Consider the following 22,351-nt stretch of genomic DNA (forward strand, 5'->3'; position numbering starts at 1 on the left):
TCAGGCCAATGATTTATCGTTGAGTCTGAATGTTAAAGTCGTTAGTAGTCGTTTGTGTTGTATGGTCAAGCGACTAAGCGTATACGGTGGATGCCTTGGCAGCTGGAGGCGATGAAGGACGTAGGAGCCTGCGAAAAGTCTAGGGGAGCTGGCACACAAGCTTTGATCCTAGAATGTCCGAATGGGGAAACCCACCTGTTTTACAGGTATCCATAACTGAATACATAGGTTATGGAGGCGAACCCGGGGAACTGAAACATCTAAGTACCCGGAGGAAAAGAAATCAACCGAGATTCCCTGAGTAGCGGCGAGCGAAAGGGGATTAGCCCTTAAGCTCTTTATGTTTTAGTGGAAGGTTCTGGAAAGTACCGCGATACAGGGTGATAGCCCCGTACACGAAAAGGCATTTAGAGTGAAATCGAGTAGGTCGGGACACGTGTTATCTTGACTGAATATGGGGGGACCATCCTCCAAGGCTAAATACTCCCAGCTGACCGATAGTGAACCAGTACCGTGAGGGAAAGGCGAAAAGAACCCCGGAGAGGGGAGTGAAATAGAACCTGAAACCGTATACGTACAAGCAGTAGGAGCCCTTCGGGGTGACTGCGTACCTTTTGTATAATGGGTCAGCGACTTATTGTCTGTAGCAAGGTTAACCGCTTAGGGGAGCCGTAGAGAAATCGAGTCTTAATAGGGCGTTTAGTTGCAGGCAATAGACCCGAAACCCGGCGATCTATCCATGGGCAGGTTGAAGGTTGAGTAACATCAACTGGAGGACCGAACCCACTAATGTTGAAAAATTAGGGGATGACCTGTGGATCGGAGTGAAAGGCTAATCAAGCCGGGAGATAGCTGGTTCTCCTCGAAAGCTATTTAGGTAGCGCCTCGCGTCTCACCCTCGGGGGTAGAGCACTGTTTGGGCTAGGGGGTCATCCCGACTTACCAACCCCATGCAAACTCCGAATACCGAGGAGTGCAATCGCGGGAGACACACGGCGGGTGCTAACGTCCGTCGTGGAAAGGGAAACAACCCAGACCGCCAGCTAAGGTCCCAAATACCAGTTAAGTGGGAAACGATGTGGGAAGGCCCAGACAGCTAGGAGGTTGGCTTAGAAGCAGCCATCCTTTAAAGAAAGCGTAATAGCTCACTAGTCGAGTCGGCCTGCGCGGAAGATATACCGGGGCTAAAACTGGTAACCGAAGCTGCGGATGCTCTTAGGAGCATGGTAGAGGAGCGTTGTGTAAGCCGTTGAAGGTGGATCGGGAGGTCTGCTGGAGGTATCACAAGTGCGAATGCTGACATGAGTAACGACAAGGGAGGTGAAAAACCTCCCCGCCGGAAGACCAAGGGTTCCTGTCCAACGCTAATCGGGACAGGGTTAGTCGACCCCTAAGGCGAGGGCGAAAGCCGTAGTCGATGGGAAACAGGTTAATATTCCTGTACTCGCTATTGCTGCGACGGAGTGACGGAGAAGGCTAGGCCGGCATGGCGATTGGTTGTCCATGTTTAAGGTTGTAGGCTGGGGACTTAGGCAAATCCGGGTCCCTAAGGCTGAGAACTGATGACGAAGCCCACTTGTGGGTGAAGTGGTTGATGCCCTGCTTCCAGGAAAAACTTCTAAGCTTCAGGCAATAGTGAATCGTACTCTAAACCGACACAGGTGGTCAGGTAGAGAATACCAAGGCGCTTGAGAGAACTCTGGTGAAGGAACTAGGCAAAATGGTACCGTAACTTCGGGAGAAGGTACGCCGGTTTTGGTGATGGGACTTGCTCCCTAAGCTGAGGCCGGTCGAAGTGACCAGGTGGCTGCGACTGTTTATTAAAAACATAGCACTCTGCAAACTCGTAAGAGGACGTATAGGGTGTGACGCCTGCCCGGTGCCGGAAGGTTAATTGATGGGGTTAGCTTCGGCGAAGCTCTTGATCGAAGCCCCGGTAAACGGCGGCCGTAACTATAACGGTCCTAAGGTAGCGAAATTCCTTGTCGGGTAAGTTCCGACCTGCACGAATGGCGTAACGATGGCCACGCTGTCTCCACCAGAGACTCAGTGAAATTGAAATCGCTGTTAAGATGCAGTGTACCCGCGGCTAGACGGAAAGACCCCGTGAACCTTTACTACAGCTTTGCACTGAACTTTGAGCCTACTTGTGTAGGATAGGTGGGAGGCTTTGAAGCAGTAACGCTAGTTACTGTGGAGCCGTCCTTGAAATACCACCCTGGTATGTTTGAGGTTCTAACTCTGGTCCGTTATCCGGATCGAGGACAGTGTATGGTGGGTAGTTTGACTGGGGCGGTCTCCTCCCAAAGAGTAACGGAGGAGTACGAAGGTGCACTCAGCATGGTCGGAAATCATGCAATGAGCATAATGGTATAAGTGCGCTTGACTGCGAGACAGACATGTCGAGCAGGTACGAAAGTAGGTCATAGTGATCCGGTGGTTCTGTATGGAAGGGCCATCGCTCAACGGATAAAAGGTACTCCGGGGATAACAGGCTGATACCGCCCAAGAGTTCACATCGACGGCGGTGTTTGGCACCTCGATGTCGGCTCATCACATCCTGGGGCTGAAGCCGGTCCCAAGGGTATGGCTGTTCGCCATTTAAAGTGGTACGCGAGCTGGGTTTAGAACGTCGTGAGACAGTTCGGTCCCTATCTGCCGTGGGCGTTGGAAATTTGAGAAGAGTTGCTCCTAGTACGAGAGGACCGGAGTGAACGAACCTCTGGTGTTCGGGTTGTCACGCCAGTGGCATTGCCCGGTAGCTATGTTCGGACGGGATAACCGCTGAAAGCATCTAAGCGGGAAGCCTCCTTCAAGATTAGATTTCCCTGACTCCTTGAGAGTCCTAAAGGGCCGTGGAAGACTACCACGTTGATAGGCTGGGTGTGGAAGCGTTGTGAGGCGTTGAGCTAACCAGTACTAATTGCCCGTGCGGCTTGACCATACAACAGAGATGGTTACTAACGACTAGCTAAGCTAGCGGATTGTGGAATGAAAGACACACAATGATCGCTTGCGGTGTATTACTACAGATTGTTTTACCGACTTATTTGGGGTTATCGCCGGTCAGCAGACCGAGGCAAACAGCGATAACACGGTAGGCCAAGCAAAATTGCTTATAAGACCAACGCCAACCCAAGCCAGTTTGCCTGACGACAATAGAGTTGTGGAACCACCTGATCCCTTGCCGAACTCAGAAGTGAAACGCAACATCGCCGATGGTAGTGTGGGGCTTCCCCATGTGAGAGTAGGTCATCGTCAGGCTTCTAATCCGAAAAGGGCCACCCAATAGGGTGGCCCTTTTTTTATGTGCAAAAAAATTGAATGCATAAAAAATAAAAACAGAGAATAAAAACAGAGAATAAAAACAGAGAATAAAAAAATAAATTCAAAATACAGAAAAAATAAAAAGCCCAATCGAATTTTTACTCGCAACACTCCCGCCGAAAAATCCAACTCGGTAAAAGCCAATGAAAAAAGCGCAGGCTCTAAAAAGCTCCGAAGAGCCTTCCCTCCTATAAATAAAGCACTTTCTTAAATTTTTTCTGTAAGGAAAAAATGGAAATACAAAAAAATAACGCGCTTTATTTAATCTGCACCTCAAGCACCACCAAAAAAACACCTGAAATTAAAAAGTGCTCTTTAGCCTAGAAAAATCATTGCGTTGAAAAAAACGGCGCAAAAATACCAATAAAAATACCGGTGATTTTTTGCACGTTTTAATGAACCTGTGCAACCACGGGGTCTGGCGCGGATATACCGCAGTTATGCACAAGTCTATCCAGACTTTCTGTTAATAACGCCAAGCGGTGGAAAGTGGATAAATGGCTGGTGTTTTTTTACCCGTTGAAAAGGGCCCCGCGGAAACAGGGGCCTGAGCGTGGATATCCCTGAGTTATACACAGCTCTATCCATGGATTCTGTTAGTAACAGCCTGTTAATGGAATGGTCATCAGCAGGAAACAGAAATATGCCTTGGTGTTGTGGGTAACTTGGAAGGATGTTCGGGTGTGTGTAAAAGGGGAGTAATAAAAAGCCCCTAGAGAGGGGCTTCAGAAAGTACTTACAACTTGAATTAATTTACCTGCTCATAGGCATTGTCCGGAACTAGATCATACTGCATTTCTTTCAAGCGTAATTCATCAAGGGGAACAAGAGCTGAGGGAAGAGTAAAGTGCCGAATAACTGTACCTGCCTGGCAGTCTATTATCTCAATATCCTCCTGTGTCTCCTGCAGACTATGTAACAAGCCCTTTAGGTGGGTTGCACTGGCATTGGAGAGGGATTGGTAATCATGTGTGCCATTGAGCCTGACAAAACGAGCTTCGGCGCCAGCTTCTTCTATACGGAGCCAGGCAATACCGGCTTCCTTTCCAGGTTCTCCAAAGACTATAGGGCCGAGAGAGTCTTCGTCGACAGGAGCAAAATCTGTGTCGGTTGGGGATAGTAAGGTACCTACCCAAACCCAGCCAGGGAGGCTTATACGGCTAAGCTGCCACTCACACAACCAGACAGTTTGATCGTCATCAATACGAAATTCTCGATAGTCTCTTTGGCTAAGGTAATTGTCAAAGGAGACTTTGGCGGTGGGGTTGTCTCTGCGGAAGCTGTGTAGTTGTTGGGTCATCTCATAATTGACTTCCCAGTGTTTTTTTAATCGCCATTGCATGGGGTATTGTCCCCACTCAACGATATATTCTTCCCGCTCAGAAATGGTTTCAACCACTCGCCAAAAAGCGCCATCAATAAGTATGCAAGTTTCACCAATTTTACATCCTGGCGCGATGATACTGCACTCGGGAGATGCTTCAGAAGCACTGACGATATGCTCAGCACGCCCCTCAATAACTTCATACCAAGGAAAACCGTGGCGCAGGGGGGGAGGAAAAGCCAGTGCTGGTCGGCCACCAAGTAAGCGACGGAAAAGTACAGACTTCTCAATTTCAAGGTCAGAAAGTGTATAGCCCTCCTGCTGGGTGATCTGGCCCCAGGCAAAAGCGGCTCGAATTAAGTGTTTTTCACGGTCTGAAAAGCTCATGGGTGCAGTCATGGGCAAGCTAAAACTGAAACCTTACCACTCAGAGCAGATGGGTGCTAATGCAATTCTTCGAGGTTGAGTGGCTGGGGACAGAGATGTTGGAAGTTGGATACACTGCGAAGCTTGGCACCATAGGTTAAGGAGAATAATAACGTGTTAGGGGTAAACAGTCTTCGAACTGCTATCGCCATATTAAGCGTCTTGTTATTAGCGCCAGTAATAACTGCAAAGGAATTGTCTAATACGCAGGAATGCTATTTGGATGGTTGGCGGCACCCATTAAGGTGCGAGCGAATTTCAGTCGGGCACGGAGATAGCAAGGTAAATTTAGCAGTATTTGTTTCACCGGCTCTAGATGAGACGCAGCGAGAGCCTTTATATCTTCTTGCTGGTGGTCCAGGTCAGGCCGCGAGTGGTTTGATTCCGCTATTGCACACATTCCGAAAAATTAATCAGAACCGGGCAATAGTCATGGTTGACCGGAGGGGAACCGGGCACTCTCGGTCATTTGATTGTGGTATAGATCGGCATACACCAATGGATTTATCACTGATTTCCAAAGAATTGAAGCAGTGTTATCTACAGCAGGCTACTTTTGCTAATTCATTGAGTAGTCGACAAGCGGTTGAGGACCTGGAAAAGGTACGAAAGTATTTTAATCACAAGCAAATATCTCTTTGGGGGGGATCTTGGGGGACCCGAACAGCACTTCTTTATCAACAGTGGCATCCGAACAGTTTGAAAACATTGGTGCTCGATGCGGTTGCACCTATCGATACTAAAGTCTTTCTAAGTGCGGCAGCTGCGGAAGACGCTATTCAAATACTGATGCGTGATTGCAGCTTAGAGCTGAGCTGCTCTAAGTTTGGAAACTGGAGGGAGGTATTGGATAAATTATTAAGTCAATGGGATGAGTCTAAATCTATGGATTTCCCTGATCCTGTGACAGGAAAGCCAATGAAGCATTCAATGTCTCGTTGGGTGCTACAAAATACCATACGTGCCGCCCTTTACTCTCCAGAAGCTGCTGCGCAATTACCCTTTGCTATTCAGCAGGCTGGCTTGGGGAATTATTATCCGCTTGCGGGTATTACTGGTTTATTTCCCGAGTCAGCTTTAGGTATGTTCCTTGGCTTAACGCTTTCTATTGCTTGTGCGGAAGAATTATCCCGTATCAGTGAGGAGGAGATTTTAGCTGATACTAATGGGTCTTTTGCGGGAAATGCTTTTCTTGAGATATTTGAACGTGGTTGTGAAGTTTGGCCTGTTGCCGATCGCTCCTATGCTAAACCACAACATCGAGAGCACCCGGTTTTACTAATTTCCGGGGAAGCCGATCCAATAACGCCTCCAAGATATGCCGAAAAACAACTTGGCTACTTGACCAATAAACAGCATTTAATCATTGCTAGCGGTGGTCATATTAATTCCATGAGAGGTTGTGTACCGCAGTTAATCGAAGAGTTCCTGGACTCTTCAGGGAAAGAATTGGCAACGACTTGTGTTGATGAAATTCACAGGCCACCGTTTGTGAGTGGAATTTATGGGCCAGAGATAATGCAGCGCGTAGCGCCTACCACTACAAGTGGAAAGCTTGGGGAGAATGCACTGTGATTAAGGTTGAGGGGGTAAATAAGCAATTTTCTGGGGTTTCTATACTGCGCAATCTTAGCTTTTCTGTGCCAGATGGTGAGATAACGGCCTTGCTTGGTGCTAACGGTGCTGGAAAGACCACGTGCCTGAGAATAATTGCCGGTCTTTTGAATGCAGATAGCGGCAAAGTTTTTGTTGGTGATATAGACCCTTGTAAAAATCCAAAAGGTGCTCGTAGGCAGCTTGGTATTGTAGGTGATAGGGAGGGGCTTTATGAGCGGCTCACTGTTGCAGAATATTTATCCTTTTTTGCCTGTGCTCAAGGGCTGACTGGGTCAGAATTAGAATTTGCACTGCAATCGGTTAAGGAAGAATTAGAACTATCGAACCTGTGGAATCGCCGAACCAAGGGGTTTTCTCAGGGAGAGCGGATGAAAGTTTCTCTCGCTAGAGCATTGGTGCATCGTCCGAGTCACTTGGTGCTCGATGAGCCAACCCGGGGGTTGGATATACTTGCTGCTCGCCTGTTACGTAAGACGCTTTTGCGCTTGAGGGCAGAGGGAACTGCTGTTTTATTTTCCAGCCATATTATGGCTGAAGTGCTCGAGCTATCCGACAGAGTTCTAGTTATGGCGGGAGGTTCGATAGTGGGGAGCGGGACCCCGGATGAACTTATGCAACAGACTGGCTCCGCAAGCCTTGAGGATAGCTTTGTGGAGCTTGCCTATGGGAATTTGTTAGAAAAAGACAAATGCGGTGAGCCGGTAGGATGAGTTTTAAAAATCTATTTTCTTTGCAGATGCGAGCATTACTTCTTAAAGAGTTACGCGAAGTTTGGCGTGATCGACGCGCCCTAATGATCACACTAGGTTTCACCTTATTGTTCCCTGTGCTGATCATTAGTAGTGGCGCTTTATCTTTGAAGGTAATGTCTGATACCTCCTTTGATGTAGCTATTATTGGGGCTGAGTATGCGCCGCTGTTGGAGGAGCAGTTACAGACAGGGGACTTGCGAATTGAGCGCTTGCAAGATGGGGCTCCTCAAGCGCTTTTAGCAGATACATATGATGTGGTTCTGCGAATAGAGCAAAACTTTACTGAAGATTATCGAAGCCTGTTGTCTCCCAAGATTTATCTGTATGTAAATAGTGCCGATCAGTCTGCGGGGCGTGCTGCACAGCTGGTGCAGCAGCAGTTGGCGCTATTTCAGCAGGTGATTGTGCGACAGCGTTTAGCGGCCAGAGGTTTAGCAACTCAGGTTTTAGCACCGTGGCAGCTTGAGGTGCGGGATGTCAGTACGCCGTCTAGTCGAGGATTGGCAATTTGGGGGCTGATGGTTCCCTTGTTACTGATAATGGCACTGCTAGTGTGTAGTGCGGCCGCTTCTATTGATACTTCTGCTGGGGAGCGTGAGCGCATGACCATCGAGGTATTATTACAGCAGCCTATAAGCAGCTGGCAACTTGTGGTGGCGAAAGCTGTAGCCGTTACCAGTATTGGTTGGTTTGGTGCACTTCTTTCTCTGGCAGTTTTAACTTTATCACTTGGCTTGCTTCCCTTGGCTGAGATTGGTGTCCGCTTTTCAGCTGGCATCAATGAACTGATGGCGATAAGTCTTATTTTACTGCCCTTAGCACTTCTGGTTGCTGTATTGCAGATTCTGTTATCTCTGCGTTCCCGTTCTTTTAAAGATGCTCAGATTCAGCTGAGTATTTTACAGGCTCTACCTGTCACACTGTTAATTGTATTGAAATTGTCCAATATTGAACTGGACTCGCCCTTGTGGCAGTTGACTCCACTTATCGGGCAGCAGCAGTGGTTGAGTGCATTAATGGCTGGTGAGTCCGTTTCTGTCTCCCTGGCGATAGCTGGTTCCCTGGTCACCCTTTCTTTGGTCGGGCTGTGTATATTAGTAGGTGCCCGTGCTTTACGGCGTGAAAGCTTACTTGGGGCAACCTAGCTGGTGAACTGAGAGTTGTAATGGCATGAACGATTTTCGCGAGGGTCTGCTGAGTATCAATTTGCAGTCCATTGCTGACAACTACCTGGATCTGACTAAGCGACTGGCAGCGGGTACTCGCTGTGGCGCAGTAGTCAAAGCGGATGCCTATGGCCTTGGTATGAATCAGGTAGTGCCGGCTCTGTATAGACAGGGTTGCCGAGACTTTTTTGTGGCAACGCAAACGGAAGGGGAGCGCCTGCGTAAAGAGCTGGGTGATAGCGTTCGCATTGTTATCTTGACTGGGGTGCGCACCGGAGCAGAGCTGGAATGTGTACGCGCAGGATTAATGCCGACACTTTTCACACTAGAGCAGTTGCGCAACTGGGTGGATATTTCCGTTAGTGAGGGGATTAAGGCGCCTTGTGCGCTAAAGATAGATTCGGGTATGACTCGCCTGGGTATGTCTCCCGAAGAGTTTGACCTACTGCTAAGAGATAGTCAGTTGTTGCGCTCGGCGGATATTCGTATTTTGCTGAGCCACCTTGCCTGTGCGGATGAACCCCAGCATCCACAAAACAATATTCAGTTGCGTAGCTTTAAAGCGGCTGGGGAAAGATTGAGGGCCCTGTGCCCTGAGGTTCAGCTGAGTCTCGCCAATTCATCGGGTATTTTCCTAGGTGAAGAGTATCACTTTGATATTGCGCGGCCGGGCTCTGCGCTTTATGGCGTCAATCCAATACCCGGGGCCACAAACCCTATGCGCTCAGCTGTGGCACTCAGTCTGCCTATCGTGCAAAAGCGATTTGTCAGCCGTGAACAGTGGGTAGGCTATGGAGCTACCCAACAAATAGCAGCGGGCAGCTGGTTGGCGGTAGCCCGTGGTGGATATGCCGATGGGATAATCCGGGCTCAGGGAGGGCGTGGTTGTGGCTGGGCCTATGGCCGCCAACTGCCGATAATTGGCCGGATTTCCATGGATTCCACAACGTTTGATATTTCTGCTCTCTCTCAAGAGGAGCGGGAATCCCTCCAATCGATTGAGATACTGAATAAAGACCTGACGGTAGATGAGGTGGCTGAATACGCTGGCACCATAGGTTATGAAGTGCTGACCAGCTTAGGGCACCGTTATTTCCGTCGCTATATAAAAAGTTAATTACCTTGCTAGACACTATTAAGAAAAGTCCACTGGAACCATTGCGCCCAGTTTTGGAATTATTGGCTGATGGCGAGACGCACTCTGGTGAGGCGCTCGGATTGGCTCTAGGAGTAAGCCGGGCTGCGGTTTGGAAGCAGTTACAGAAGCTAGAGCAGTACGGATTGGCTTTGGAGTCCATTAAGGGGCAAGGCTATCGCTTGCCTGGTGGTTTGGAGCTCCTGTCCTCAGAAAAAATTTACAGCACATTGGGTGAGCAAGCCGGGGTGCTATTGCGAGAGTTGATGTTATTTGATGAGGTCGACTCCACCAATACCGAGTTGCTATCACTCATGGAGGAGGGAAGAGGACACGGGGTTGCACTGCTCTCCGAGCGGCAGAGTGCCGGGCGCGGTCGTCGTGGTCGGCAATGGGTTAGCCCCTATGGGGCGGGCATCAGCCTATCCATTGGGTGGGAGTTCAATGGGGGGGTTCAATGCCTCGAAGGATTGAGCCTCGCCGTTGGGGTGGCTATTGCCCGGGCATTGGAGCGCTTTTCGGTACCGGATGTTCGCCTCAAATGGCCAAATGATGTTTGGTGTCGCGGTCGAAAGTTATCTGGTGTTTTACTGGAGCTTAAAGGCGATCTTACAGATCGCTGTGCTGTGGTGATTGGTATTGGTTTAAATAGTGGCCTGCGAAGTGAGATTGCCACGGCAATAGATCAGCCATGGGCAGACTTGCAACAAGTGAAGCCCGGAATATCTCGCAATCGATTGGTTGCAGCGATTCTGACTGAGCTGCTACCGCTTTTATACAGCTATACCGAACAAGGTTTTGTTGCTTACCGTGAAGCCTGGATGAAGCTGGATCAGTTTGCTGGGCAAAAGGTTACTCTGCAGGCAGGGAGTCAAACCTGGAGCGGAGTTGCAGTTGGCGTTAGTGAAAAGGGTGCTTTGAAGTTAAATATGGACGGGCAAGTGCAACACTTCCATGGTGGTGAGATTTCTTTACGGGGGCAGGTTTGATTCTCGAACTGGATATCGGTAATACCCGGGGCAAGTGGCGCCTGTTAGATGAATTACAGGTGAGCGCCAGGGGTAGCTTTATGACTGCTGATCTGCGCGATGGGCATTTGCCCGATGGGTGGGATCTGTTGGACCCGCGGAGAGTACGCGTGGTCAATGTGGCGGGACCGCAAGTTGCGGAGACGCTGATCGGGCATATTCAGGAGTTGTTTTCACTTGAGGTGGAGTTTTCGCAGGTTCTGCTGGAATGCGCTGGAGTAGCTTGTGGCTATGATAATCACCGCCTGCTCGGCACTGATCGCTGGCTGGCTATGCTGGCTGCCTATGATCGAGAGCGGCGGGCGGCCCTAATTGTCGACTGTGGCAGTGCGGTCACTCTGGATTTGGTCGACAATAGCGGGCGTCACTTGGGGGGCTACATTGTCCCTGGTGTCGGCCTTATGCAACGTTCTTTGTATCTGGATACTCATGCGGCTAAAAGTGCGCAGGATATTGCTCTAACTGAGTCCCTCGGTGCAGGCCGCAGTACCGATGAAGCCATAAACCGAGGCCTCCTGCTTATGGTACTTGGTGCCATCGATCGTGCACTGGAAGAGTTGCGTGGATACTGTGCTGAAGAACCGCTGTTGTGGTTGACAGGCGGCGATGCCCCAGTGCTGTCAGCTCTTTATCAGCGGGAGCACCATTTGGTTCCTGAGCTGGTAATGGATGGCTTGGCGTTAAGTAATCCTTGAAATAAATAACACCCTATGCGCTGGATAGCTTTTTTCTTAATACTGTTGAATTTCGGCGTCTTTGCTTGGTTTGTTGGTACTTCAACCTCTGATAAAGAGAGAATAAGGGTTGCCGATAAAAGGGCGGAGGTACAGGTCCAGAGTATTGCCCTGGTCAATGAAATATCTCCGCAGAAGCTGTCTCCTGTGCCGGTGGCTCCCATGTCGCCAGCAAAGGCAAGCTCTACTGAGCAGCTCTGCACTTTGCTTGGCCCATTTGCGGAGGAGTTATTTGGAGAGGCGATAGTACAGCGCTTAAAGTCCCTGCAGGTTTCTGCCGTATTGCGAGATGTGGAGATGCAAGGGCAGATGCGTTACTGGGTTTTTCTGCCACCATTGAATTCCAGGCGAGAAGCCTACAACCGTTTACGAGAATTGCAGGCACAGGGAATAGATAGTTATGTGATCCCCAAGGGTGCGTTGGCTGATGGTATTTCCTTTGGCATTTTCAGCGAGCGTTCGCGTGCTGAATCTCTGACAGGTGAGTTGATTGAGAAAGGCATACGGGCTCAATTCCGCGAGGAGCCTCAGACCCACGCCGAACGCTGGATCGTATTGGCGCCAGGTGCCTCAGATAGTTTAGCCCCGGATTTTTGGTTGCAGTTGCAGCAAGAGCATCCCGAGCTGGATCGTCGCCGTAATCTTTGTGCAGAAGTATCCGGTTGATGGGGTTGGGCTAGAGGTCTAGGTCCCCAGCCGTGAAACAAGGTTCACCGTATTTTTCTATACGTGGCAACAGGCGACATAAAAATTCTGATTTTTCTGCAAAAAGGGTGTTGCGTGTCGGGATAACTTCCCATAGAATCCCGCCTCCATTGACGAGGGTGACTATTCAACTTCGGCAATGGACGGGATAGGGCTGGCGTAGCTCAGTTGGTAGAGCAGCTGACTTGTAATCAGCCGGTCGGGGGTTCGACTCCTCTCGCCAGCTCCATTTTTATCCCGGCGCTGCTCGACATTAGATTTTTCAGCTAAGTCTGTGAAATTTAAAGAAAAAAATGTTGACAGTGCGGCGGAAGGTGTAGAAAATGCACCCCGCATTGAGGCAGGGGTTCCCGAGTGGCCAAAGGGATCAGACTGTAAATCTGACGCGAAAGCTTCGGTGGTTCGAATCCACCCCCCTGCACCATTTTTTACACCGTAAGGTGTTGCCGGCAAGACAGGTAGTTTTGTCTGGAGGCTCCCGCAAGCGGGCATAGTTCAATGGTAGAACCTCAGCCTTCCAAGCTGATGATGCGGGTTCGATTCCCGCTGCCCGCTCCAACTATGGGTTCGGCTGGAATGCTCTCCAAAATGGCAAGCCTTGTGGTTGCCTAGGAAGGCGTTGATTTGCTCATGTAGCTCAGGGGTAGAGCACACCCTTGGTAAGGGTGAGGTCGGCGGTTCAAATCCGCCCATGAGCTCCATTTTTCAATAGCCGCAAGAGTGAGAGCTCTTGCGGTTGTTTGTGTCCGGGGTCGGGCTTTTCCGGGTCGGATGCGCATGTTCTGTACGTGGGTGGTGCCGTTAGCGGCTCATCTATATTAGGAGGCTGCAATGGCAAAAGAAAAGTTTGAACGTTCCAAGCCCCACGTGAACGTGGGCACCATCGGTCACGTTGACCACGGTAAAACCACCCTGACCGCTGCTCTGACCCGCGTATGTGCGGAAGTTTGGGGTGGTGACGCTGTTGCTTTTGACGGTATCGACAATGCTCCGGAAGAGCGTGAGCGCGGTATCACCATCGCTACTTCTCACGTTGAGTACGAGTCCCCGACTCGCCACTACGCCCACGTAGACTGCCCGGGACACGCCGACTACGTTAAGAACATGATCACCGGTGCTGCTCAGATGGACGGCGCTATCCTGGTATGTTCCGCTGCTGACGGCCCCATGCCGCAGACTCGTGAGCACATCCTGCTGTCCCGTCAGGTAGGTGTACCTTACATCGTTGTATTCCTGAACAAAGCGGACATGGTAGACGACGAAGAGCTGCTCGAGCTGGTAGAAATGGAAGTTCGCGAACTTCTGGACCAGTACGAGTTCCCGGGTGACGACACTCCGATCATCGTTGGTTCCGCTCTGATGGCCCTGAACGGCGAAGACGACAACGAAATGGGTACTACCGCTGTTAAGAAGCTGGTAGAAACTCTGGACGAGTACATTCCTGAGCCGGAGCGTGCAGTAGATCAGCCGTTCCTGATGCCGATCGAAGACGTATTCTCCATCTCTGGCCGTGGTACCGTAGTAACTGGTCGTGTAGAGCGTGGTGTAATCAACACTGGCGACGAAGTTGAGATCGTTGGTATTAAAGAAACCACCACCACTACCTGTACTGGTGTTGAAATGTTCCGCAAGCTGCTCGACGAAGGTCGTGCTGGTGAGAACATCGGTGCGCTGCTGCGTGGCACCAAGCGTGACGAAGTAGAGCGTGGTCAGGTACTGGCTAAGCCGGGCTCCATCACTCCGCACACCAAGTTCGAAGCGGAAGTGTACATCCTGTCCAAGGACGAAGGTGGTCGTCACACCCCGTTCTTTAAAGGCTACCGTCCTCAGTTCTACTTCCGTACTACCGACGTAACTGGTGCGGTTGAGCTGCCGGAAGGCACTGAAATGGTAATGCCGGGCGACAACATTCAAATGGTTGTTACCCTGATCGCTCCGATCGCCATGGAAGACGGCCTGCGCTTCGCTATCCGCGAAGGTGGTCGTACCGTAGGTGCGGGCGTTGTTGCTAAGATCATTGAGTAATCTTTGATCTTCGTGTCGCCAGGGTTCCCTGGTGGCGCAGTAGATAAGAGGGTGGTCTGTAGCCCTCTTTATCTTCGGGTGCTAAGGCATCCAAGCTGTACAGGCCAGTAGTTCAATTGGTAGAGCACCGGTCTCCAAAACCGGGTGTTGGGGGTTCGAGTCCCTCCTGGCCTGCCATTTTAAACACTCCACTTGAAATAAGTTTAGGGGTGTCGCAAGACCCTACTTGTCAGTGGGGCTTTTGTGTTTTTGAGCACTAAGGGCTTATCTGTAGTGCGCTAAGGGCTTCATATATGAATGCTAAAGCAGAAGCGAAAACCTTTCGTCTTGACGGCCTGAAATGGCTGCTAATAGTGCTGCTGGTTGGTGGTGCTGTAGCGGGCAATTCTTATTATGCCGAATTCCCCCTGATTTACCGCGTGCTGGCAGTGACTGCAATCTGCCTGGCTGCCCTGGTTGTCGCGGTGAATACTGCGAAGGGTAATGCACTCTGGCAACTGTTGCGCGAAGCGCAAACGGAAGTCAGGCGCGTGGTTTGGCCGACTCGTCAAGAGGCCACCCAGACGACTGTGATTGTGGTGGTTTTTGTGTTGATTATGGCGCTAATTCTCTGGGCGCTGGACTCCGCTTTAGGTTGGGCGGCATCCAAACTCATCGGCTAAAGGTTGATACATGTCAAAGCATTGGTATGTGGTCCAGGCTTACTCGGGCTATGAGAAGCGTGTAGCTAGCTCTCTCAAGGAGCGAATTGAGCTGCACGAAATGGATCACCTGTTTGGTGAAGTGCTGGTTCCCACCGAAGAAGTGGTGGAGATGCGAGCAGGGCAAAAGCGCAAGAGTGAGCGCAAGTTCTTCCCCGGTTATGTCCTGGTGGAAATGGAACTGAATGACGATACTTGGCACTTGGTAAAAGAAACTCCTCGAGTGCTCGGTTTTATCGGAGGCAAGGCGGATAGGCCGGCCCCGATCACTGATCGCGAAGCGCAGGCTATCCTGAATCGAATCGACGATTCCGCCGATAAGCCCAAGCCCAAGACCCTATTTGAGCCAGGTGAAATGGTTCGGGTTATCGATGGTCCGTTTAACGATTTCAACGGTGTGGTCGAAGAGGTCAACTACGAGAAGAGTCGCTTGCGAGTGGCTGTGTTGATCTTTGGACGCTCCACCCCAGTTGAACTGGAGTTCAGTCAGGTAGAGAAAACCTGATTCCAGTATAAATTTTTTGCCCTCTTTCGCCGCAAGGTGGAAGGGGGTTTTCGCGTCCCCGGAAAATAGATTTTATTGGTCGGGGCGGGGAGCCAGTTGCAGTAACCATTAACGGTTAGGTGTAGCGGGCGTTACCACCCATCTAGAGGAGAGCTGTAATGGCTAAGAAAGTAGAAGCTTATATCAAGCTGCAAGTTAAGGCCGGTCAGGCCAACCCAAGTCCGCCCGTTGGTCCTGCACTGGGTCAGCACGGCGTGAACATCATGGAATTCTGTAAGGCGTTCAACGCCCAGACTCAAGGCCTTGAGCCGGGTCTGCCGGTGCCGGTTGTGATCTCTGTATACAGCGATCGTTCCTTCACCTTCATCATGAAGTCCCCGCCCGCCGCAGTACTGCTGCGCAAGGCCGCCAAGATCAAGAGTGGTTCCGGTCGCCCGAATACCGACAAGGTCGGTAAGGTTACCCGCGCTCAGATCGAAGAGATCGTAGAAATGAAAAAGGCTGACCTGACTGCATCCGATATGGACGCGGCCGTGCGCACAATCGCCGGTTCCGCACGCAGTGCCGGTATCGAAGTGGAGGGTCTCTAAGTGGCTAAATTGAGCAAGCGTCAGCGCGTAATCGCTGAGAAAGTTGAAGCTGGTAAAGCATACGGCATCGAAGAAGCCGTAGCTCTGCTGAAAGAGCTGTCCAACGTTAAGTTTGCAGAGACTGTAGACGCTTCTGTAAACCTGGGTATCGATCCGCGTAAATCCGACCAGGCTGTTCGCGGTGCGACCACTCTGCCGCACGGTACTGGTAAAGAAGTTCGCGTAGCTGTTTTCACCCAGGGTGCAAACGCTGATGCCGCTAAAGAAGCGGGCGCTGACCTGATCGGTATGGACGAGCTGGCTGCCGACGTTAAAGCGGGCAAGATGGACTTCGACGTAGTAATCGCTTCTCCCGATGCGATGCGCGTTGTAGGTCAGCTGGGTCAAATCCTCGGCCCGCGCGGCCTGATGCCGAACCCGAAGACTGGCACTGTAACTCCAGACGTTGCTACCGCAGTTAAAAATGCCAAAGCTGGTCAGGTGCGTTTCCGCGCTGACAAAGGCGGCATCATCCACGGTGGTATCGGCAAAGTTGCTTTCGATGCGAACTTGCTGAAAGAGAACTTGGAAGCTCTGGTAGCAGACCTGAAGAAGGCCAAGCCGGCTTCTGCAAAAGGTGTGTACCTGAAGAAGATCACCCTGAGCACCACTATGGGCCCAGGTCTGGTTATCGACCAGTCTTCCCTGAACATCTAATTGAAGCTGTGCGCTGACACTGTTGGCGCATAGTAAATCGAACTTTGGGGTCCACTTGATGCTTAGGCAGAAATGTGGGCCGTCAAAGACCGTAGGTGCCAGATGCGTTGAGGTTTAACGTGTCTGGCTTAATCCAAATCTCGGCCAGGTTGGCCGTTGAGAGGTTTGAGCCTACGCAGACGGTGTCGCCCAAACCAGTATTTTTACTGGATTTGAGCTTTATGCACCGGAACGGATCGGGCTTTGAGCCCGGTTTTTTTCAAATCCAGGAGTGACACTATGGCTATTGGACTCGAAGACAAGAAAGCGATTGTCGCAGATGTCCAGCAAGCTGCTGAGGGTGCTCTGTCTGCGGTAGTTGCGGATTCCCGCGGCGTTACCGTAAATGACATGACTGCCCTGCGCAAAGAGGCTCGCGAGAACGGCGTTTGGTTAAAAGTCGTCCGCAATACTCTGGCGCGTCGCGCTCTGGCAGGAACCGATTACGAATGTCTGACTGACAAATTCGTAGGTCCTAGCATCATTGCATTCTCTAACGAACACCCAGGTGCCGGCGCGCGCATCCTGAGCCAGTTCGCCAAGGGCAATGACAAGCTGGAACTGAAAGGTGCTGCCTTCGAAGGCGCGATCACCGACGTCGCATTGTTGGCAAGCCTGCCGACTTACGACGAGGCGATCGCCAAGCTGATGAGCGTGTTGAAAGAAGCATCTGCTGGCAAGCTGGTCCGCACTATTGCGGCCGTTCGCGACCAAAAAGAGCAGGAAGCTGCGTAATTGAATTCGCTTTAGCGAATCGCGGTTTCAAAACGAAATACGAGCAGCTACTGCTCAAACCAATTCAGGTAATGACTCATGTCTCTGACTAAAGAAGATATCATCAACGCTGTTGCCGAAATGTCTGTTAAAGACGTTGTTGAGCTGATCGAAGCAATGGAAGAGAAGTTCGGTGTAACTGCTGCAGCAGCAGTTGTAGCCGGCCCGGCTGGTGGCGAAGCTGCCGCTGAAGAGAAAGACTCTTTCGACGTAGTTCTGACTTCTGCAGGCGACAAGAAAGTGAACGTGATCAAGGTTGTTCGCGGCATCACCGGCCTGGGCTTGAAAGAAGCCAAGGCATTGGTTGACGGCGCTCCAAGCCCGCTGAAAGAAGGCGCAACCAAAGACGAAGCTGAAGCCGCTAAGAAAGAGCTGGAAGAAGCTGGCGCAACTGTAGAACTGAAGTAATTCGGTTGTTGCGATTCCCGCTATTGGTCGCCTAAAACGACACATAGCGGTAAGGCTGGTGGACTTTTGTCCGCCGGCCTTTTTGCCGTTTGCGGTACTGAGGTTTTAGCGGTGCCGGCGGTATAAAACCGTGGCAAACCTCATTTAACCATAGCGCAGTTGCGCTGCCCGAAAGCAAGCGGAGAGGTTTCTGAACAGCACAGGCAATCTGTGTTGTTCAGAGGCTTCTCGCCCGGAGGGGCTCCCGAATGGAGTCCCACGAAGTCTTGTCACTGATCAAGCTGGGGAATTTGAATGGCTTACTCATATACTGAGAAAAAACGTATCCGCAAGGATTTTGGCAAACTGCCTAAGGTCATGGATGTGCCCTTCCTGCTTGCGATACAGCTGGATTCATATCGCAATTTTACACAGGCCGACAAGCGCCCCGACGATCGCTTAGATGTCGGCCTGCAGGCGGCGTTTAAATCCGTATTTCCGATTGTCAGCTATTCAGGCAATGCCGCTCTGGAGTACGTGAGCTACACACTGGGTAAGCCCGCTTTCGATGTTAAGGAATGTACTCTACGCGGCGTGACCTACGCCTGTCCGCTGCGTGTACGTGTGCGCCTGATTATTTACGATAAAGAGTCTGCGAATAAGTCCATTAAGGACATCAAAGAGCAGGAAGTTTACATGGGCGAAATCCCGCTCATGACGGACAACGGCACCTTTGTAATTAATGGTACTGAGCGTGTTATCGTATCCCAGCTACACCGTTCCCCGGGTGTATTTTTCGATCACGACAAAGGCAAGACCCATTCCTCCGGTAAGCTGCTGTACGCCGCGCGTGTAATTCCTTATCGTGGCTCCTGGCTGGACTTCGAATTCGATCCAAAGGACTTGGTATTCGTTCGTATCGACCGTCGCCGCAAACTGCCTGCGACAATTCTGTTGCGTGCACTGGGATATAGCTCCCAGGAAATGCTGGAGATGTTCTTCGAGACCAGCAAGTTTGAGCTGCAGGAAGACCGCGTTAGCCTGGAACTGATTCCCTCCCGCTTGCGCGGTGACGTGGCCTCTTTTGATATTAAAGATGGCCAGGGCAAGGTGATTGTGGAAGAGGGGCGTCGTATCACCCCGCGTCATATTCGCCAGCTGGAGAAAGCCGGCGTAGAAAAGCTGGACGCGCCACTGGAATACCTGTTTGGCCGTATTCTGGCTCACGATATTGTCGATGAGTCTACTGGTGAAATTGCAGTTGAGTGTAATGCTGAGATTACCGCTGAAGTAATCGCCCAGTTACGCACACTCAATATTAAGACTTTCGAAACGCTGTACACCAATGATCTAGACCGTGGACCGTTTATCTCCGATACCCTGCGTGCAGAGCCTTCCCGCACTCAGCTGGAAGCGCTGGTAGAGATCTACCGCATGATGCGCCCAGGCGAGCCGCCCACCAAGGAATCTGCGGAATCCCTGTTTGAAAACCTGTTCTTCACCGACGAGCGCTACGATCTGTCCGCCGTTGGTCGCATGAAGTTCAATCGTCGCCTGGGCCGTGAAGACGAGACCGGCGAAGGCACCCTGAGCAAAGAAGATATCGTCGATGTACTGAAGACCTTGATCGATATCCGTAACGGCCAGGGCATGGTGGACGATATCGATCACCTGGGGAACCGCCGCGTGCGCTCCGTTGGTGAGATGGCCGAGAACCAGTTCCGCGTTGGTCTGGTACGTGTGGAGCGCGCGGTCAAAGAGCGCCTGTCCATGGCGGAGTCCGAAGGCCTGATGCCGCAGGACCTGATCAATGCCAAGCCGGTTGCCGCTGCAGTGAAGGAATTCTTCGGTTCCTCGCAGCTGTCCCAGTTTATGGACCAGAACAACCCGCTGTCGGAAGTGACTCACAAGCGTCGTGTTTCCGCACTGGGCCCAGGTGGTTTGACCCGTGAGCGCGCTGGCTTTGAGGTGCGCGACGTGCACCCGACTCACTACGGCCGCGTATGTCCGATTGAGACGCCGGAAGGACCGAACATTGGTCTGATCAACTCCCTGGCCACTTACGCTCGCGCTAACCACTACGGTTTCCTCGAAAGTGCTTATCGCAAAGTGGTTGATGGCAAGGTAACCGACGAAATCGCTTACCTGTCAGCGATCAATGAAGCAAATTACATTATTGCCCAGGCGTCTGCGGAAGTAGATGACAACGGCAACTTCATTGATGACCTGATCAGCGTGCGTCACCATGGCGAATTTACCCTGAAGGCACCGGGTGAAATCCAGTATATGGATGTTTCCGCCAAGCAGGTGGTTTCTGTCGCTGCGGCGATGATCCCGTTCCTTGAGCACGATGACGCCAACCGTGCATTGATGGGCTCGAACATGCAGCGTCAGGCGGTACCGACCCTGCGTGCTGAAAAGCCGCTAGTAGGCACCGGTATGGAGCGCACCGTAGCGCGCGACTCCGGGGTATGTGTGGTAGCCAAGCGTGGCGGTGTGATTGAGCGTGTTGATTCAAGCCGTGTGGTAGTCCGCGTGGCGGACGCTGAGGTGGAAGCCGGTGATGCAGGTGTAGATATTTATAACCTGACCAAATACATCCGCTCCAACCAGAATACCTGTATCAATCAGCGCCCGATTGTTAACACTGGTGATCGCGTAACCCGCGGCGATATCCTCGCCGATGGTCCTTCTGTAGATCTGGGTGAGCTGGCTCTTGGCCAGAATATGCGCATCGCCTTTATGCCCTGGAATGGTTACAACTTTGAGGATTCCATCCTTATTAGTGAGCGCGTTGTACAGGAAGATCGCTTCACCACTATTCACATCCAGGAACTGACCTGTATTGCCCGAGATACCAAACTGGGTAGTGAGGAGATCACTGCGGATATCCCCAATGTGGGTGAGTCTGCGCTGAATAAGTTGGACGAGTCCGGCATTGTATATATCGGTGCGGAAGTAGGTGCCGGCGATATCCTGGTCGGTAAGGTTACTCCTAAAGGCGAAGCACAGCTGACCCCAGAAGAGAAGCTGCTGCGTGCAATCTTCGGTGAAAAAGCTTCCGACGTTAAAGACACTTCCCTGCGCGCGCCCAGTGGCACCCGCGGTACGGTGATCGACGTTCAGGTATTCACCCGTGACGGCCTGCAGAAAGATCAGCGTTCCATCGATATCGAGAAGGCGCAGCTGGATGAGGTTCGCAAGGACCTGAATGAAGAGTACCGCATTGTTGAAGGCGCTACCTTTGAGCGTCTGCAGCAAGCGCTGCAGGGTCAGAAGGCTGCCGGTGGTAAAGGTATCAGCAAGGGCCAGGAGCTCACCACTGAAGTACTCGCCACTCTGCCACGTGAAGACTGGTTCAAGCTGCGCATGGAAGACGAGGGTCTCAACGAGCAGCTGGAGAAGGCAGAAGTACAGCTGAAAGAGCGTCGCAAGCTGCTCGACGAAGCCTTTGAAGACAAGAAGAAAAAACTGGAGTCCGGCGATGACCTGGCTCCGGGCGTATTGAAAATCGTCAAGGTCTACCTAGCGATCAAACGCCGCATCCAGCCGGGCGACAAGATGGCCGGTCGCCACGGTAACAAGGGTGTGATCTCTGTAATCAAGCCCGTTGAAGACATGCCTTACGACCAAAACGGTGAGCCGGTAGACATCGTTCTGAACCCACTGGGTGTTCCCTCGCGGATGAACGTTGGTCAGGTTCTGGAAATGCACCTGGGTATGGCTGCTAAAGGTCTTGGCGTCAAAATCGACAAGATGATCAAGGAGCAGCAGGAAGTCGCCAAGGTGCGCGGATTCCTGGAAGAGGTCTACAACTCCACAGGCGGTCGCAAGGAAGAACTGGATCAGTTCTCCGATCAGGAAGTCATGACCATGGCGCAAAACCTGCGTCGCGGTGTACCCATGGCGACCCCGGTATTCGACGGTGCCGATGAGAGCGAGATCAAGCAATTGCTGCGCCTTGCCGATATCCCCGATTCCGGCCAGATCACTCTGCACGACGGTCGTACCGGTGATGCTTTCGAGCGCCCGGTTACCGTGGGCTACATGTACATGCTGAAGTTGAACCACCTGGTGGACGACAAGATGCACGCGCGTTCCACTGGCTCCTACAGCCTGGTTACCCAGCAGCCGCTGGGTGGTAAGGCACAGTTCGGTGGTCAGCGTTTCGGGGAGATGGAAGTGTGGGCGCTGGAAGCCTACGGCGCCGCATACACCCTGCAGGAAATGCTCACGGTCAAATCCGACGACGTGGAAGGGCGGACCAAGATGTACAAAAACATCGTGGATTCCGACCACCGTATGGAGCCTGGCATGCCGGAGTCCTTCAATGTACTGGTTAAGGAAATCCGCTCTCTCGGTATGAACTTCGAGCTCGAGCACGAGTAAGACCGATTGGTGCAAAAGCCTGTTCGCAGGT

At 51.5% G+C, this 22,351-nt stretch carries 16 protein-coding genes, 5 tRNA genes and 2 rRNA genes; 22 read left to right on the plus strand and 1 reads right to left on the minus strand.

Annotated elements, in window-relative coordinates; translation table 11 throughout:
- Window positions 1-63 precede the first annotated feature (63 nt).
- Window positions 64-2,944 (plus strand): 23S ribosomal RNA (locus MJO52_RS02385).
- A 204-nt stretch (window positions 2,945-3,148) separates the two neighbouring features.
- Window positions 3,149-3,264: ribosomal RNA gene (gene rrf, locus MJO52_RS02390) — 5S ribosomal RNA — on the plus strand.
- An 811-nt stretch (window positions 3,265-4,075) separates the two neighbouring features.
- Here rrf and MJO52_RS02395 read toward each other — a convergent pair.
- The gene (locus tag MJO52_RS02395; protein WP_252084396.1) at window positions 4,076-5,038 is read right to left on the minus strand and encodes a hypothetical protein; all 963 of its coding nucleotides are present in this window, start codon (window positions 5,036-5,038) and stop codon (window positions 4,076-4,078) included.
- A gap of 153 nt (window positions 5,039-5,191) precedes the next feature.
- On the opposite strand from MJO52_RS02395, the gene MJO52_RS02400 reads away from it, so the two are divergent.
- The 20 genes from MJO52_RS02400 to rpoB all read left to right on the plus strand — a co-directional run bounded on the left by MJO52_RS02400 (window position 5,192) and on the right by rpoB (window position 22,320).
- Window positions 5,192-6,652, plus strand: coding sequence for an alpha/beta hydrolase (locus tag MJO52_RS02400; RefSeq protein WP_252084397.1), 1,461 nt, complete (start codon window positions 5,192-5,194; stop codon window positions 6,650-6,652).
- Window positions 6,649-7,404: an ABC transporter ATP-binding protein gene (locus tag MJO52_RS02405; protein WP_252084398.1), complete on the plus strand. Its 756-nt coding sequence runs from the start codon at window positions 6,649-6,651 to the stop codon at window positions 7,402-7,404. The genes MJO52_RS02400 and MJO52_RS02405 overlap by 4 nt, the downstream gene beginning before the upstream one ends.
- On the plus strand, window positions 7,401-8,591 hold the full coding sequence (locus MJO52_RS02410; protein WP_252084399.1) for an ABC transporter permease: 1,191 nt from the start codon (window positions 7,401-7,403) through the stop codon (window positions 8,589-8,591). The genes MJO52_RS02405 and MJO52_RS02410 overlap by 4 nt, the downstream gene beginning before the upstream one ends.
- Before the next feature lie 25 nt (window positions 8,592-8,616).
- Window positions 8,617-9,729: an alanine racemase gene (gene alr, locus MJO52_RS02415; protein ID WP_252084400.1), complete on the plus strand. Its 1,113-nt coding sequence runs from the start codon at window positions 8,617-8,619 to the stop codon at window positions 9,727-9,729.
- A gap of 5 nt (window positions 9,730-9,734) precedes the next feature.
- A complete protein-coding gene (gene birA, locus MJO52_RS02420) occupies window positions 9,735-10,736 on the plus strand; it encodes a bifunctional biotin--[acetyl-CoA-carboxylase] ligase/biotin operon repressor BirA (RefSeq protein ID WP_252084401.1) in 1,002 nt (333 codons plus the stop codon).
- Window positions 10,733-11,470 (plus strand): type III pantothenate kinase, encoded by a 738-nt coding sequence (locus tag MJO52_RS02425; RefSeq protein ID WP_252084402.1) that lies wholly within the window; start codon window positions 10,733-10,735, stop codon window positions 11,468-11,470. Before birA ends, MJO52_RS02425 begins: the two co-directional genes overlap by 4 nt.
- Before the next feature lie 15 nt (window positions 11,471-11,485).
- Window positions 11,486-12,175: an SPOR domain-containing protein gene (locus MJO52_RS02430; protein ID WP_252084403.1), complete on the plus strand. Its 690-nt coding sequence runs from the start codon at window positions 11,486-11,488 to the stop codon at window positions 12,173-12,175.
- A 192-nt stretch (window positions 12,176-12,367) separates the two neighbouring features.
- A tRNA-Thr gene (locus tag MJO52_RS02435) sits at window positions 12,368-12,443 on the plus strand.
- Window positions 12,444-12,554: 111 nt separating this feature from the next.
- Window positions 12,555-12,638: transfer RNA gene (locus MJO52_RS02440), tRNA-Tyr, on the plus strand.
- A gap of 60 nt (window positions 12,639-12,698) precedes the next feature.
- Window positions 12,699-12,772 (plus strand) — tRNA-Gly (locus tag MJO52_RS02445).
- Window positions 12,773-12,840: 68 nt separating this feature from the next.
- Window positions 12,841-12,915, plus strand: a tRNA-Thr gene (locus tag MJO52_RS02450).
- A 130-nt stretch (window positions 12,916-13,045) separates the two neighbouring features.
- On the plus strand, window positions 13,046-14,239 hold the full coding sequence (tuf, locus tag MJO52_RS02455) for an elongation factor Tu (protein WP_252084404.1): 1,194 nt from the start codon (window positions 13,046-13,048) through the stop codon (window positions 14,237-14,239).
- 101 nt (window positions 14,240-14,340) lie between these two features.
- Window positions 14,341-14,416 (plus strand) — tRNA-Trp (locus MJO52_RS02460).
- A gap of 116 nt (window positions 14,417-14,532) precedes the next feature.
- The gene (gene secE / locus MJO52_RS02465) at window positions 14,533-14,901 is read left to right on the plus strand and encodes a preprotein translocase subunit SecE (RefSeq protein WP_152451114.1); all 369 of its coding nucleotides are present in this window, start codon (window positions 14,533-14,535) and stop codon (window positions 14,899-14,901) included.
- Window positions 14,902-14,911: 10 nt separating this feature from the next.
- The gene (nusG, locus tag MJO52_RS02470) at window positions 14,912-15,445 is read left to right on the plus strand and encodes a transcription termination/antitermination protein NusG (RefSeq protein WP_252084405.1); all 534 of its coding nucleotides are present in this window, start codon (window positions 14,912-14,914) and stop codon (window positions 15,443-15,445) included.
- A gap of 158 nt (window positions 15,446-15,603) precedes the next feature.
- Window positions 15,604-16,035: a 50S ribosomal protein L11 gene (gene rplK, locus MJO52_RS02475; RefSeq protein WP_252084406.1), complete on the plus strand. Its 432-nt coding sequence runs from the start codon at window positions 15,604-15,606 to the stop codon at window positions 16,033-16,035.
- The gene (rplA, locus tag MJO52_RS02480; RefSeq protein ID WP_152451120.1) at window positions 16,036-16,731 is read left to right on the plus strand and encodes a 50S ribosomal protein L1; all 696 of its coding nucleotides are present in this window, start codon (window positions 16,036-16,038) and stop codon (window positions 16,729-16,731) included. It begins immediately after the preceding gene.
- A 279-nt stretch (window positions 16,732-17,010) separates the two neighbouring features.
- Entirely contained in the window at window positions 17,011-17,505 is a 495-nt protein-coding gene (rplJ, locus tag MJO52_RS02485) for a 50S ribosomal protein L10 (RefSeq protein WP_020411124.1), read from the plus strand.
- Between the two features lie 78 nt (window positions 17,506-17,583).
- Entirely contained in the window at window positions 17,584-17,952 is a 369-nt protein-coding gene (rplL, locus tag MJO52_RS02490; protein ID WP_252084407.1) for a 50S ribosomal protein L7/L12, read from the plus strand.
- A gap of 294 nt (window positions 17,953-18,246) precedes the next feature.
- On the plus strand, window positions 18,247-22,320 hold the full coding sequence (rpoB, locus tag MJO52_RS02495) for a DNA-directed RNA polymerase subunit beta (protein ID WP_252084408.1): 4,074 nt from the start codon (window positions 18,247-18,249) through the stop codon (window positions 22,318-22,320).
- Window positions 22,321-22,351 lie beyond the last annotated feature (31 nt).

This window comes from Microbulbifer variabilis (genome assembly GCF_023716485.1).
Taxonomy (GTDB): Bacteria; Pseudomonadota; Gammaproteobacteria; order Pseudomonadales; family Cellvibrionaceae; genus Microbulbifer; species Microbulbifer variabilis_B.

What these genes read in the sequence shown, in the direction of transcription:
- MJO52_RS02395 (WP_252084396.1), bottom strand. Translation starts at nt 5,038, where the DNA reads ATGAGCTTTTCAGACCGTGAAAAACACTTAATTCGAGCCGCTTTTGCC.
- MJO52_RS02410 (WP_252084399.1), top strand. Translation starts at nt 7,401, where the DNA reads ATGAGTTTTAAAAATCTATTTTCTTTGCAGATGCGAGCATTACTTCTT.
- alr (WP_252084400.1), top strand. Translation starts at nt 8,617, where the DNA reads ATGAACGATTTTCGCGAGGGTCTGCTGAGTATCAATTTGCAGTCCATT.
- MJO52_RS02430 (WP_252084403.1), top strand. Translation starts at nt 11,486, where the DNA reads ATGCGCTGGATAGCTTTTTTCTTAATACTGTTGAATTTCGGCGTCTTT.
- tuf (WP_252084404.1), top strand. Translation starts at nt 13,046, where the DNA reads ATGGCAAAAGAAAAGTTTGAACGTTCCAAGCCCCACGTGAACGTGGGC.
- secE (WP_152451114.1), top strand. Translation starts at nt 14,533, where the DNA reads ATGAATGCTAAAGCAGAAGCGAAAACCTTTCGTCTTGACGGCCTGAAA.
- nusG (WP_252084405.1), top strand. Translation starts at nt 14,912, where the DNA reads ATGTCAAAGCATTGGTATGTGGTCCAGGCTTACTCGGGCTATGAGAAG.
- rplK (WP_252084406.1), top strand. Translation starts at nt 15,604, where the DNA reads ATGGCTAAGAAAGTAGAAGCTTATATCAAGCTGCAAGTTAAGGCCGGT.
- rplJ (WP_020411124.1), top strand. Translation starts at nt 17,011, where the DNA reads ATGGCTATTGGACTCGAAGACAAGAAAGCGATTGTCGCAGATGTCCAG.
- rplL (WP_252084407.1), top strand. Translation starts at nt 17,584, where the DNA reads ATGTCTCTGACTAAAGAAGATATCATCAACGCTGTTGCCGAAATGTCT.
- rpoB (WP_252084408.1), top strand. Translation starts at nt 18,247, where the DNA reads ATGGCTTACTCATATACTGAGAAAAAACGTATCCGCAAGGATTTTGGC.